This window comes from Pseudomonas sp. MS01C9 (assembly GCF_058202755.1).
In genome coordinates, this window is record NZ_CM177073.1 from 5,456,944 (window position 1) to 5,470,740 (window position 13,797).

Below are 13,797 nucleotides of genomic sequence, written 5' to 3' on the forward strand. Positions count from 1 at the left end.
TTTGTGCCGGCTGGATCTCTGGTGGGCGCTGGCGAGTGAATCCAATGCAGGGGCGAACATATCGATGACCTCGGAATGGGATGTCAGCGGCTTCGATAACGAAGCCGCCATTCAAAGGGATGGATCTACTTCGCCGCCCAGTTGGTGAAGCGAGCCATGAGGTCTTCCTCGTAGTTGACCCAGAACGGTGTATCGAGCAGCAAGGCGTTTTCCAGGTTCGCCGGCGCGGTGGGCAGGTTGTTCAGGGTTTGCTTGTCCAGTGCCGCCTGGGCCTTGCCGTTGACGATGCCGTAAGGGATGGCCTGGACGAAGGCACCCTGGGCTTTCGGGCTGAGCATGTAGTCGAGCAGGGCATAGCTTTCCTTGAGGTTCGGCGTGCCTTTGATGATGGTCCAGTAATCCATGCTGTAGAGCTGCTGGTTCCAGATCAGCGGAAAATGCGCGCCCTGCTGGTTGGCGATGGCGATGCGTCCGTTGTAGGCCGCCGTGACGGCGATGCTGCCCGAAGACAACCATTCCAGGGGCTGGGCGCCGGTTTCCCACCATTGGATATGCGGCTTGATTTCATCGAGCTTGGCGAAGGCTCGGTCCTGTCCGGCCTTGGTCGCCAGCACCGTGTAGACATCGGCAGGCTTTACACCATCGGCCATGAGGGCGATTTCCAGGGTCATGCGAGCCTGCTTGCGCAGGCCACGCTTGCCAGGCCATTTCTTGACGTTCCAGAAGTCGGCCCAGGTCTGCGGACCCTCGCTGGGGAATTTCCTGTGGTCGTAGGTCATGACTTCCGACCAGACAATGGCGCCTACGCCGCAAGGCGCGAACTTGTCGGGGGCGATGTCCGCGGCACTGCTCAACCTGCTGCGGTCGAGGGGCTCCAGCAGGCCTTGCTCGCAGGCCAGCGCCATCTCGTTCTCATCCATCTGGACCACGTCCCAGGTCGGGTTGCCGGCCTGGACCATGGCCTTTTGCTTGGCGATGCCGCCGTCGTAGGTGTCCTGCACGACTGGCTTGCCGCTTTGCGCGGCGTATGGCTTGAAGTAAGCCTTGTCGAAGGCTTCCTGGGTGGCGCCACCGAAACCGACGACGGTGAGGTCCCTCGCCAGGAGCGCCTGGCTGGAGAACAAGGTGACGGCGCAGATGGTAGTCAGTGCGGTGCGGCGCAATATCGAGGACATGGGTGTCCCTCCTGCTGTTTGAGGATGTAAGGGAAATACAAGGTTCACAAACGGGCAGTAACGAACTAGACGGTGTCGGAAAGGGTGTGCATGGTTGCCTCTCGGATCATTATTGTTGTCGAGACTTATGGTTCAGGGTGCGACGGTGGATCAGTTCAGTTCGAATAGATGGGCGTCGTCGGTACTCCAGTCGAAGCCGGTCACCTGACCGGGCCGCAGTTGCTTGAAGAGCGCGTTATTGGCCACTTTCACCACCAGGGGTTGTTCGTTGCCCAGGCGCAGGTGCACCCGCAAGTGGTCGCCGAGGTAGACGGTGTCGGTCACCGTGGCCTGCCAGGGCATGGTCTCGCTAGGGCCCAGGCGAATGTTCTCCGGGCGGATGACCAGTTCCACCCGCTCCGGTCGAGGGTTTTTCAGCGCCTTGGCGGACCCGGTGAGCTGCAGGCCGTTTTCCAGGATCACTTCGCAACTCTGTTCGTCGCGCCGTCGGGCGGAACCGACCAGCACGTTGTTCTCGCCAATGAAGTTGGCGACGTAGGCGTTTTCCGGATGTTCGTACAGCGCCGCCGGCGAGCCGATCTGGGCGATATCTCCCTGGTGGAAGACCGCGATCCGGTCCGACATCGTCAGGGCTTCGCTCTGGTCGTGAGTCACGTAGACCACGGTGACGCCGAGGGACTTGTGCAGTTGCTTGATCTCGTACTGCATGTGTTCGCGAAGATTCTTGTCCAGGGCTCCCAGAGGCTCGTCCATCAGAATGATCTCGGGCTCGAAGACCATCGCCCTGGCAAGGGCCACGCGTTGCTGCTGCCCACCGGAAAGCTCGGTGATGCGCCGCTGTTGCATGCCATGCAATTGCACCATGTCGATGGCGCGCTTGACCTTGGCTTGCAGATCGGCGCGCTTGAGGCCACGCATCTTCAACGGGTAGGCGAGGTTTTCCTCGACGCTCATGTGGGGAAACAAGGCGTAGTTCTGGAACACCATGCCCATGCCACGCTGATGCGCCGGCTTTTTCTGGATCGGCGTGCCGCCCATGCGGATTTCGCCCCGGGTTGGCGTCTCGAAACCGGCCAGCATCATCAGCGTGGTGGTCTTGCCGGAGCCCGAGGCGCCCAACAGGGTCAGGAATTCGCCACGACTGATGCCCAGGTTCAGATCCTTGATGACCAGGGTCTTGCCGTCATAGCTTTTCTGGACCCCATTGAACTCGATCAGGGGCTGGGTGCTTTGGGAGGTAGAGACCTTGGCGTTCATCACAGTGACAACCCGTTGGCCAAGGCGACGGTATCGAGCGCGCGCTTCAGGCGGGCTACCAGCTCGACGATCTCTTCGGCAGTGATGATGAAAGGCGGGGCCAGGGCAATGGAGTCCCCCATGTTGCGCACGATCAGGCCGTTCGCCCGACAGGCCCGTTCGACCTGAACACCGATGGTGCGGTCGACGGGGAAGGAGGCGCGGGTTCGTTTGTCCGCAACCAGTTCCAGTCCGGCCACCAGGCCCACCCCCCGAATCTCCCCGATCAGCGGATGGTCGAGCAGCGGTTCGAGTTGCTGGTGCAGGAAGCTCCCCAGTTCTCGCGTGAGTTGCGGCAAACGCATTTCTTCGTAGATGGTCAGGGTTTCAAGGGCAACGGCGGCCGCCACCGGGTGCCCGGAATAAGTAAAGCCGTGGCCAAAGCCGCCCAGTTGCTGGCTTTGTTCTTCGATGGCCGTGTAGATATCTCCGGCGACCACCACGCAGGAAATCGGTTGATAACCCGATGACAAGCTCTTGGCACAGGCCATCATGTCAGGCGCAAAACCCAGGGTCTGATGGCCGAACCATTGGCCGGTGCGGCCGAAGCCGCAGATGATCTCGTCGGCAAGGAACAGGATGTCGTGCTTCTTCAGGATCGCCTGCACACCGGCGAAGTAACCTGGCGGCGGCACGATCACGCCACCGGCTCCCATCACCGGTTCGGAGATGAAGGCAGCGATGGAGTCCGCGCCCACGGCCTCGATGCGTTGCTCGAGGTCCCGTAGCAGGCGCTCGGTGAACTGCGCTTCATTTTCTCCTTCGGCACCGTAGCGATAGAAATGCGGACATTGCACATGCAGGACGCTGTCTTGCAGGGGCAGGCCGAACGCCGCGTGCATGTTGGGCAGCCCCGACAGGCTGGCGCCCATTACCGTCGAACCATGGAAACCTTTCTGGTGGGCGATGATCCTGCGCTTGTCGCCATGGCCACGAGCACGATGATAGGCCCAGGCGAGCTTGATCATCGAGTCGTTGGCTTCCGAGCCCGAACAGGCGAAAAACACCTTTGGCCTATCGAACGGCACCAGGCAGGCAATGCGTTCGGCCAACTGCGCGACCACGCTCGGCACACGATGGTTGAAGGTGTGGTAGTAGGGCAAGACCGACATCTGGCGCTGTGCGGCCTGCACCAGCCTCGCATTGGAAAAGCCAAGCCCCGCACACCAGAGGCCCGACATCCCCTCGATGTAGTCGCGACCATGTTCATCCGTCACATGAATCCCCGATCCACGTTCGATGACCAGCGGGCCATGTTGTTGATGCGCCCGCAGATTGGTCTGCGAATGCAGATGAAAACGCACGTCTGTGCGGGCCAGTTCGGTTAAGGGAAGGGGCGTTTCCTGCATCATGAAAAACCTCGTTGAGGGCTGCTGATCACTTATAACTTATATGATTGGCACTGAATTCAACGTCACGCAAGCCCTCGACGAGAAAAAAATAAACCGTCGATCGGTGGTTGATTCTACAAGATATAACTTATAAGTTGTAAGAAGAAGGCCGCGTCAGGCCTCGATCAACCCACTCAGGAGTGCCCTCATGCCCGCTGCAAACCCTGCGGTTCGTGACCCCGTAATGCCGTTGACGCCCGAGCAGGTCGCACGTTTGAAAGAACGCGCGCTGTTCGTGCGTCTCGAAACGGTGCGACTGATTTCCATCGCCAAGGTCGGCCACTACACCTCGGTGTTTTCCTGCGCCGAAATATTTTCGGCGCTGTATTACGACGCCATGCGCCTCAAGCGCGGCGAACCGAAGTGGCCGCAGCGCGACCGCTTCCTGATGGGCAAGGGGCACGCCGCTGTCGGGCTATACCCGTTGCTCGCCGACTGGGACTTCTTCGACAAGGCCTGGCTCGATGATTACACCCGACTGGGCAGCCCCTTGGGCGATCACCCGGATATGCGCAAGGTGCCGGGCATCGATTTCAGCTCGGGGTCCATCGGTCATGCCTTGTCGGGCGGTTTGGGCATGGCCCTGGGTGCGCGCCTGCGGGGGCAGGCATTCGATGTCTACGTATTGCTGGGTGACGGAGAGATGCAGGAGGGGCAGGTCTGGGAAGCCGCGCTGGCGGCGGCGCACCACAAGACCGGCAACCTCATTGCCATCGTCGATCGCAACGGCTACCAGCTCGACGGCAAGGTCGACGATGTGGTGGGTATCGAGCCCCTGGCCGATAAATGGCGTGCCTTTGGCTGGGATGTCAGGGAGGTGGACGGCCATGACGTGGCGGCGCTCGCGACGCTGTTTCGTGAGTTGAAAGCGCAGCCCGCGCGCGAGCGCCCGGTCTGCGTGATCGCACTGACGGCCAAGGGCAAGGGGGTGGGGTACATGGAGACCGAACCGGGATGGCACCTGGGCTGGCTCGCGCCAGAAGACGAAGCGCTGGCGATCGAAGAAATCAAGGTCAATGGAGGTGTTCAATGAGTGCGCCAGTCAAGCCGGCCAGCTGGCAGTATCGCCAGCTGAACGCGATCAATCCCGGGCTCGACTATCTCTCGGAAGGCCTCCTGGACCTGGTTGCCGACGGCCACTCGATTGCCGTCGGGACGGCCGACCTGCAGTACTCCAACGGCCTCAACCGTTTCGCCGACAAGCACCCGGAGCTGTTCATCCAGTTCGGTATCGCCGAGCAGAACATGGTGAGTGCCGCCGCGGGCATCGCCACCACCGGGACCACACCTTACGTCGCCACGTTCGCTTCGTTCCTGGCGTTGCTGTGCTGCGAGCAGATCCGCATGGACGTGGCGTACTCGGCGCTGCCGGTCCGGCTGATCGGTCATCACACCGGCATCAGCCTGGGGTTCTACGGCACTTCCCACCATGCCACCGAGGACATCGCGATCATGCGCAGCATCGCCGACCTCACGGTGGTCGCCCCGGCGGACGGCCCACAGCTGGCGGCTGCAATCCGCGCATCGATTCATCATCCGCAGCCGATCTATTTCCGCATCGGGCGTGGCCAGGAGCCCAACGTCTATCCGCAAAACGTCACTTTCGAGTTCGGCAAGGCCATCGTCCATCGCGTCGGTGCCGACGTGACCCTGATCGCCACCGGCAGCATGCTGCACCCGACCCTGGAGGCGGCCAACGCCCTTGCCGATAGCGGCCTGGCGGTGGGGGTCATCGACATGCACACCCTCAAGCCCATCGACCGCGAAGCCATCCTGAAGGCTGCCGCCGCAACGAACCTGCTCATCACCGTGGAGGAGCACAACGTACTCGGCGGCCTGGGAGGCGCTGTGGCCGAAGTGCTGGCGGATGAGGGCATCGGCGTGCGCCTGGTCCGTCATGGTATCCATGACGAGTACAGCCTGATCGCACCGCCCACCCACCTGTACCGTCACTATCGGCTGGACGCGGCGGGTATCGAAGCCGTCACCCGCCAGGCGCTGGCCCGGTTCTCCGGCAAGGAGCAGCGTCATGTCGGCTAACCAGGCGTGGTATGCACGCGCACAAAAGGTACTGCCCGGTGGACACCTGAGCCCCAGTCGCAGGCTCGGGCAACCCTACGCATTCGTACGTGCGCAAGGGGCCTATCTCTTCGACGCGGACGGGCAACGCCACACTGACTTCCACTGTGGATTCGGTGCCCATGTACTGGGCCATGGGCATCCGGCGATACGGGACCGGGTTTTCGAAGTCGCCCAGCGCATGGACCTGATGGGGGCCGGCATCACCGACCTGGAAGTCGAAGTGGCGGAGACACTGGTCCAGTACATTCCCTGCGCCGAGCAGATCGCATTCTGCAACAGCGGATCGGAGGCCACCTATCACGCCTTGCGACTGGCCCGCGCGGCGACGGGACGCAAACGGATCATCAAGTTCCAGGGCGGTTACCACGGCTGGCACGATTATGTCGCCATGAACGGGCAGACGACCCGGGAGCGCATCGGTCAATTCGATCCGATGTCCGACGGAATCCTGCGCGCCGCCGCCGAATACACGATCATCCTGCCCTATAACGATGCCGACTCGGTGGAGCGGTACCTCAAGGCTCACCCGGGCGAGGTGGCTGCGATCATCGTCGAACCCATCGCTCACAACATGGGGGCGGTGGCTGCTACGGATGCATTCCTCAAAGACCTGCGCAGCCTGACCAGCGCCCATGGCGTCGTGCTGATCTTCGATGAGGTGATCACTGGCTTCCGGCATGCATTGGGAGGCTATCAGTCCATCGTCGGGGTGACCCCGGACCTGGCCACCTTCGGCAAGGCCGCCTCATCCGGCTATCCCGTAGGGTTCATCGCCGGTAAACGGGAACTGATGCACTTGATCGGTTTGACCGGGCCCAAGGGCGTGTTCATGGGCGGCACCTGCAATGGCACACCTTCGACGTTGGCGGCCGTGCAGGCGACTCTTGAAGAGTTGGCGCGCCCCGGGACCTACGAGAAGCTGTTCGAGTTGGGCGACTATATGCGTGCCCAGCTGGACCTCATCGTCCAGCGCCTCGGGATTCCCGCACAGAGCGCCGGTTATGGCTCGGCCTGGCTGCTGTATTTCTTCGAGGGACCGTACAGCCAGTACACGGAGCTGCTGCGCAACGATGACGCACTCGATGTGGCCTTTCGTCAGCGTTTGATCGAGAAGCGGCTTATCTTCCAGCCGATGCAGCTCAAGCGGCTATACCTCTGCACCGCTCATACTCGGGAGATCCTGGATGAGTCCCTCGGGGTGATGGAGGACGTGTTGAAGACCCTGGTCTGATCGTTCCTGGCGCCAGGCACCGGAGGCAGCCTGACCGCTGCCTTCGGTGCGGGCGCTTGTCGGAACTCGGCTGCCTATATGTTATAAGTGGCGGCTTATCGCGTATGGGTATGGGAAAGTCCTGTCATGGCACGGGACGGTCATCATTAGGAGTGAACTGTGCAGATTCAACCCTTGGAACAAGGCAACCTTTCGGCCCGGGCGTACTATTCGATTCGCGAAGGACTGATCGCCGGCAATTTCAAGCCGGGGGAACGGTTGGTCATGCAGGATCTGGCAGAGCGACTGGGAACCAGTGTGACGCCGGTGCGTGAAGCATGCCTTCGGCTGGTGAGCGAGCGCGGCCTGGAGCTTCGATCCGGCCGGTTTGCGACCGTGCCTGCATTGACCCGGGCGCGCTATCTGGAGGTCCGTACCATCCGCATTGCCCTGGAAGGGCTGGCTGCGGAACTGGCGACGCACCATGTGACCGATGCCGACCTGGCGAAGCTGCTGGAACTGCACAATGCCTTCGAACAAGCCGATCGACAGAACGACGGCCTCGCTGCGATGCATCACAATCGCGAGTTCCACTTCACCCTCTACCGGCTGTCGGGCATGGACATGCTCACCGCGCAAATCGAGAGCCTCTGGGTGTCCATGGGCCCGATCCTGAATCTGTTCTATACCTTCGGCCACAACTCCTACATCGGCGCCGACGAACACCTGGTGTTGATCGACGCTCTGAGAGACAGGAAACCGGCAAAGGCTCGCAAGGCCATCGCCGACGATATCCTGCGTGGCGGTATCAGCATCCTGAAATTCATCGACGAAACCGAGGGCAAGACGGCTTAGCCTGCAGTTCAAGCACCTGGCTGGCCAGGGTCGCCGCTGGCGAACATCGGCAAACGCCGCAGCATCCAGTCGAGCAGTTCCTGGGCCGGTGCCGCCAGCGGGCGTCCGGCCTTCACCAACAGTTTCGCCTCCACGCCCAGGAACAAGGGGTGGTCGATGGCCACGGCCGCGAGGTGGCCCTGGGCAATCTCCCGATAGGCCGCCACTTCGCCCAACAGCGAGGCAAACTCACCGGAGGCGACAAGGCGCTTGAGGGCGGCCAACGAATTGCTGACCAGCGCCGGGCGGATCTGGATCTTCTCGGCATACTCGAGCATCTTCAACGCATGGCCGATCCCGAAGGTCGTCGGTGTCAGCACCAACCGGCATTCGAGCAGGTCGGCGACGGTGGCCATTGCTCCGCGCAACGCCAGCGCATGGTCCGGGCGAACCAGCAGCATGACGGGCTGCCGGGACGTCGCTCGGTAATCGATATGCGGGTGCGCAGGAGGGTTGTAGGCCAGGCCGATATGCGCACGATTCTCGGCAATCTCGTTCAGCACGTCGTCCACCGGCAATATGTCCAACCGGATGTCGAGCTTGGGGTACTGCTTGCAGAACGGCGCGAGCACATGGTCCACCAGGGTATCGACATAGCCCTCGCTGATGACGACCCGCACCTGTCCCAATTGCAGCCCCTTGATGGCCTGGAGCTGGTCTTCGAGCTTCTCCTGGTGTGATCGATAGCCGCGCCAGAACTCCAGCAGGTGCGCGGCAGCCTCGGTGGGCTGGACGCCGCGGGCCTGGCGTTCGAACAGTCGGGTGCCCAGTTCCTCTTCCAGCAGTTTGATCTGACGGGTGATCACCGACGGCGAGGTGTTGATGCTGTCCGCCGCGCCACGGATCGATCCGTGGGTCAGCACTTCATGGAAGTACCGCAAGCGTTGCTGGTTGATCTCGCGCATGGGTTCTCCCTCAGTTTGTGCGTTGCTCATAGGGCAACAATACACGAACATAGTTGCTCTTGCTGCTGTCTGCGTTGTCGGCGCAACATCCTCGGCACGTCAGAGCAACAAGAAACTGGAGACTCCCCATGTCGACCGTCGTGACGCCGGCTTCCGCCGCGGCCCTTGCAACCCTGTACCGCAAACTCAACTGGCGCCTGTTGCCGCTCCTGTTCGTCTGCTACGTCTTCGCGTATCTGGACCGGATCAACGTCGGCTTTGCCAAATTGCAGATGCAGAACGACCTTGGGTTATCCGACGCTGCATATGGTGTCGGTGCAGGTGTGTTCTTTCTGGGCTATGTGCTGTTCGAGGTGCCCAGCAACCTGATGTTGCCCAAGGTGGGGGCCAGAAAGACCTTCAGTCGCATCCTGGTGCTATGGGGCATCACCTCGGCCTGCATGCTGTTCGTACGCAATGTGCCGATGTTCTACGCCATGCGATTTCTGCTGGGTGTCTTCGAAGCCGGTTTCGCCCCGGGAATGATCTATTACCTGTCTTGCTGGTACGGCCCCAAGCGGATGGCCAGGGCCATTGCGATCGTATTCATTGCCGGTCCGGTGGGCGGCATTGCCGGCGGTCCGCTGTCGGCATGGCTGATCACCACGTTCGAAGGCGTGGGTGGGCTCGTCGGATGGCAATGGATGTTCCTGATCGAAGGCTTGCCCTGCGTCCTGCTGGGTGTGGTCGCCTATTGCTGCCTTTGCAACCATCCTGCCGAAGCTCGCTGGCTGAGCACAGGCGAAAAACAGCTATTGCAGCGTGAGCTGGGTGCAGGGCCGGAGGGGGGCCACTCGTTCGGGGCCGTGTTGCGCGATCGCAGGATCTACATTCTGGCGTGCGCCTATTTCTGCATCATTTTTTCGATCTACGCCATGAGTTTCTGGCTGCCGGCAATTCTCAAGGCCCAGGGTATCCAGAGCATGATGCAATTGGGTTGGTATGTCGCCATTCCCTATGTAGCCGCAGCAGCGGGCATGTACTGGATCGGGCGTCGCTCCGATCGCTTCGCAGAGCGCCGCTATCACTGCGCGGTGCCGGCAGGCATCGGGGCAATGTCGTTGCTCCTGTACCCCTATGCCGATGGGAGCCTGCTGTTCTCCCTGGTCCTGCTGACGCTGGCGGTTGCCATGATGTTCATGGCCTATACGGTCCTGTGGGCAATGCCCTCAGAACTGATCAAGGGCGAGGCGGCAGCGGGCGGCATCGCACTGATCAATACCATCGGTCTGTGCGGCGGCTTCTGGGGCCCCGCGGTGATCGGGTGGGCAAAGACATCGACGGCCAGTATGACCCCCGGCATCGTCGCGGTCGGTTGCGTGTTTCTGTGTACAGCGTTCGTCATCATCGCGAGCAAACCGTTGGCGCACCGCGACCGGACCCTGGGTACAGGGCGAATCGAACAGGCGCTTTGAACGTCAACCCACGTGTTCCGCAAGGAACCCATTCAAGAGAGAGAACGCACATGCTTCTGCATTTATCGACCTGGGCCGAAATCGAGCATTTCCTCCAGCGCAGCCGTACCGTCGTCATTCCGATCGGCTCCAACGAGCAGCACGGTCCCACCGGGCTGTTGGGCACGGACTGGATGTGCCCGGAAATCATCGCCCATCAGGCACAACAGACAGCCGATATCCTGGTGGCTCCGACCTTCAACATCGGCATGGCCCAGCATCATCTCGGTTTTCCGGGGACGATCTCGCTCAGGCCTTCTACGTTCATCGCCGCCATCGGCGACTGGACACGCTCCCTGGCTGCCCACGGGTTCGAAAAAATATTCTTCCTCAATGGACATGGCGGCAATATCGCGTCAATCGAAGCGGCGTTTTCGGAGCTTTATGCCGAGGCGAGTTTCGCCCGTCGCCCGGCGGGCTTCGCCTTGAAATTGTGCAACTGGTGGGACCTGGAAGGGGTCAATGACCTGGCGCGGGAGCAGTTCCCGTCTGGCCACGGTATCCATGCGACACCGTCGGAAATTGCCGTGACCCAATGGGCCTATCCCCACGCCATCAAGACGGCGGACTACTCGCCACAGATCGCCAACTGGGGCCCGATCCGGGAGGCTGCCGATTTCCGTGCCCGTCATCCGGATGGCCGCATGGGGTCGGACCCGGCGCAAGCCTCCCCGGAAAAAGGTCGGCAACTGGTGATGATGGCCGCCCAAGGCCTGGTGCAGGAGGTGCAAGTCTTCAGCCGAGAGGCCATGCCGGACCCGCAAACACTGCAATCAGCCAGGTAAGCCACGATGTGGGAGATCGATCACAGTTACATTGATGGAGTATTCGTTCCCGTCCAGGGCAACGAAACGGTGGAATGCATCAACCCGGCGACCGAGGCGGTCATCGGTACGGTCACCTTGGCGAATCGTGATGATGCCAGGCAGGCCATCGCCGCGGCCTCCCGTGCGCAGGTCGCGATGCGCGGCAGCTCCAAGGCCGAGCGTATCGACATGCTCAGACAGCTACAGGCCGCTGTGCTGGCCAAGACGGATGAAATTCGCGACACGGCCATCGAGGAATACGGCGCGCCGTTTGCCCGTGCCCAATGGGTCAGCCGTTACGCGTCCCAGTCTTTCGCCAATGCGGCGCAGGTGCTGGAGAACCATGCGCTGCGTCGCACGGTCGGCGACGCCACCGTCGTGATGGAGCCGGTGGGCGTATCGGCGTTGATCGCTCCCTGGAACAGCACGGCAGGGACGATTTGCAGCAAGCTGGCATCGGCCATCGCCGCTGGCTGTGCTTCGGTCATCAAGCCCAGTGAGCTGAGCCCGCTGCAGACCGATGTGCTTGCCCAAGCGTTGCACGGTGCGGGTTTGCCTGAGGGCGTCTTCAACATTCTGCTGGGACGTGGCAGCGATGTCGGTGAAGAAATCAGCACGAACCCGGAGGTCGCAAAAATTTCATTCACGGGCTCCACCGCCACCGGCAAACTGATCGCTCGCGCCGGCATCGAGACGATGAAGCGCGTCAGCCTCTCGCTCTCGGGGAAGTCAGCGTCCATCATCCTGGATGATGCCGATCTCGACATCGCCATTCCCCTGGCACTGAATGCCGCGTTCATGAACAACGGCCAGGCGTGTGTCGCCGGCACGCGGCTACTGGTGCCGCGCAGGCAGGCCAAGCTCATCATCGACCGGGTGAAGAACCTGGTAGAAGCGATGGTCGTCGGCAATCCGCAGGATCCATCCACCCTCATCGGCCCCCTGGTCAGCCAGACGCAATATGACCGCGTGCAAGGTTTCATCCGCCGTGGGTTGGCCCAGGGGGCGAAGCTGGTCATCGGCGGGGAGGGCAGGCCGGTCGGCCTGGACAGGGGCTATTTCGTCAGGCCTACGGTGTTTGCCGAGGTCAGCAACGACATGGATATCGCCCAACAGGAGATTTTTGGCCCCGTGATATCGATCATCGCCTATGACTCGCAAGAGCAGGCGGTGGAAATCGCCAATGCCAGCCTCTACGGCTTGCAGGCCTACGTGTTTTCCCGGCGACCGGAACGCGCACGCCACGTGGCGGCCGGACTGCAGGCCGGCTCGGTGTTGATCAACAGAATCGCGCCGGAATTGCTTGCCCCGTTCGGCGGGGTCAAGCAGTCCGGTGTAGGTCGGGAGTTCGGGGTCTTTGGCCTGGAGGCGTTTCTCGAGGCCAAAAGCATCGTATCGGATCAGCCCGGGCCTGGCGCGACCATGTGATCGGGTCCGGTTCGGTTGATGGCGACGGGATGACCCTTCAATCTCGCGGGCAAAACTCAGGTGGCCTTCGCTACGTCGGCAGCCTACCATTCGCCTTCGTGCCTCAAGTCACCCAAATGCCTGCCTGGCCCAAGGAGCTGTCAACGGATGCTTTCTGCCGAGCTCAAGTCCTTCCATATGGTCGCCCGCCTGGGCAGCATTACCCATGCAGCGAAAAAGCTCGGCCTCAGCCAGCCCACCGTCACCACCCAGATTCGCAACCTGGAAGCACAGTATGGGGTCGAGCTGTTCTACCGCGGCGGCCGACGGTTCACCCTGAGCGAGGATGGCGCGCGCCTGTTGCCCATGGTCCAGGCGCTGCTGCAGCAGGAAGCCGATATCGAGTTCTACCTGCATAACTGCGGCCAGCTGCAGGGTACCTTGCGCATCGCCGCGACCGCGCCTTACTACATGCTCGATCTGGTCAGGCGCTTTCGCGAGCGCATGCCGCAGATCCAGGTGACCATGGACATAGGCAACTCGCTCCAGGTGATCGAGGCGCTGGAAGAGTATCGCGTTGACGTGGCCGCATCCTCGCAGTTGGAGGAAGACCCGCGCTTCACCCGTCTGCTGCTGGGCGAGGACCCTCTGGTGCTGGCCGTGCACCGCAGCCATCCGCTGGCCAAGCACACGCGATTGCCGCCCTCGGCCCTGGCCGGGCACTGCCTGTTGATGCGCGAAGTGGGCTCGACCACCCGCCAGCTCACCGAGCAGATGCTGCGCAAGGCCGCAGTCGCGCAGGGGCCGCTGCTGGAAATCGGCAGCCGCGAGTCGATACGCGAGGCGGTGCTGCGCAATATCGGCATCAGTGTCATCGCCCGCCATGAGGTTCCGGACAATCAGGAGCTGCGGGTGATCGCCCTGGATGACGCGCCTCTCATTCCTGAGTATCTCTATTGCCTGCGAGAACGCCGCCAAGCACGCCTGCCGGCGGCTTTCCTGGCCATCGCCCGGGAGTCGACCGAGGCCTGACCAGGGCGTCGTCACAAAAAACGCCGATATCACTATCGGCAACTTTTGCCCAACTGCCATAAAGCCTTCGCAAGCCGGACCCAAGATGACCCTCGTTCGATTCCAA

The 13,797-nt window shown here is 61.8% G+C and carries 12 protein-coding genes; 8 read left to right on the forward strand and 4 right to left on the reverse strand.

Annotation, left to right across the window (positions count from 1 at the left end):
* Positions 1–125 precede the first annotated feature (125 nt).
* The 3 genes from AC1M7R_RS24595 to AC1M7R_RS24605 all read right to left on the reverse strand — a co-directional run bounded on the left by AC1M7R_RS24595 (position 126) and on the right by AC1M7R_RS24605 (position 3,823).
* The gene (locus AC1M7R_RS24595) at positions 126–1,175 is read right to left on the reverse strand and encodes an ABC transporter substrate-binding protein (protein WP_072391742.1); all 1,050 of its coding nucleotides are present in this window, start codon (positions 1,173–1,175) and stop codon (positions 126–128) included.
* A 150-nt stretch (positions 1,176–1,325) separates the two neighbouring features.
* A complete protein-coding gene (locus tag AC1M7R_RS24600; protein WP_490610008.1) occupies positions 1,326–2,432 on the reverse strand; it encodes an ABC transporter ATP-binding protein in 1,107 nt (368 codons plus the stop codon).
* Complete coding sequence (locus tag AC1M7R_RS24605) at positions 2,432–3,823, reverse strand: aminotransferase (RefSeq protein ID WP_072431265.1); 1,392 nt, start codon at positions 3,821–3,823, stop codon at positions 2,432–2,434. The genes AC1M7R_RS24600 and AC1M7R_RS24605 overlap by 1 nt, the downstream gene beginning before the upstream one ends.
* 187 nt (positions 3,824–4,010) lie before the next feature.
* Between AC1M7R_RS24605 and AC1M7R_RS24610 the strand changes: the two genes are divergently transcribed.
* The 4 genes from AC1M7R_RS24610 to AC1M7R_RS24625 all read left to right on the forward strand — a co-directional run bounded on the left by AC1M7R_RS24610 (position 4,011) and on the right by AC1M7R_RS24625 (position 8,009).
* Complete coding sequence (locus tag AC1M7R_RS24610) at positions 4,011–4,895, forward strand: transketolase (RefSeq protein WP_072391751.1); 885 nt, start codon at positions 4,011–4,013, stop codon at positions 4,893–4,895.
* Entirely contained in the window at positions 4,892–5,902 is a 1,011-nt protein-coding gene (locus tag AC1M7R_RS24615; RefSeq protein ID WP_072391754.1) for a transketolase family protein, read from the forward strand. Before AC1M7R_RS24610 ends, AC1M7R_RS24615 begins: the two co-directional genes overlap by 4 nt.
* Positions 5,892–7,175 carry an aspartate aminotransferase family protein gene (locus tag AC1M7R_RS24620; RefSeq protein WP_490610009.1) on the forward strand — a complete coding sequence of 428 codons (1,284 nt, stop codon included), beginning with the start codon at positions 5,892–5,894 and terminating at the stop codon, positions 7,173–7,175. Before AC1M7R_RS24615 ends, AC1M7R_RS24620 begins: the two co-directional genes overlap by 11 nt.
* Before the next feature lie 159 nt (positions 7,176–7,334).
* Positions 7,335–8,009 (forward strand): GntR family transcriptional regulator, encoded by a 675-nt coding sequence (locus tag AC1M7R_RS24625; RefSeq protein WP_072391760.1) that lies wholly within the window; start codon positions 7,335–7,337, stop codon positions 8,007–8,009.
* Between the two features lie 8 nt (positions 8,010–8,017).
* On the opposite strand, the gene AC1M7R_RS24630 is transcribed toward AC1M7R_RS24625, so the two are convergent.
* Positions 8,018–8,953, reverse strand: a complete 936-nt coding sequence (locus AC1M7R_RS24630) for a LysR family transcriptional regulator (RefSeq protein WP_072458891.1) — start codon at positions 8,951–8,953, stop codon at positions 8,018–8,020.
* Positions 8,954–9,081: 128 nt separating this feature from the next.
* Between AC1M7R_RS24630 and AC1M7R_RS24635 the strand changes: the two genes are divergently transcribed.
* From AC1M7R_RS24635 to AC1M7R_RS24650, 4 genes are all read left to right on the forward strand, one after another.
* Entirely contained in the window at positions 9,082–10,407 is a 1,326-nt protein-coding gene (locus AC1M7R_RS24635; RefSeq protein WP_072391766.1) for an MFS transporter, read from the forward strand.
* Between the two features lie 50 nt (positions 10,408–10,457).
* Positions 10,458–11,231, forward strand: a complete 774-nt coding sequence (locus AC1M7R_RS24640) for a creatininase family protein (RefSeq protein WP_490610010.1) — start codon at positions 10,458–10,460, stop codon at positions 11,229–11,231.
* Positions 11,232–11,237: 6 nt separating this feature from the next.
* On the forward strand, positions 11,238–12,680 hold the full coding sequence (locus tag AC1M7R_RS24645; protein ID WP_490610011.1) for an aldehyde dehydrogenase family protein: 1,443 nt from the start codon (positions 11,238–11,240) through the stop codon (positions 12,678–12,680).
* Between the two features lie 147 nt (positions 12,681–12,827).
* Entirely contained in the window at positions 12,828–13,691 is an 864-nt protein-coding gene (locus AC1M7R_RS24650) for a LysR family transcriptional regulator (RefSeq protein ID WP_072391773.1), read from the forward strand.
* The last annotated feature ends 106 nt before the right edge of the window (positions 13,692–13,797 follow it).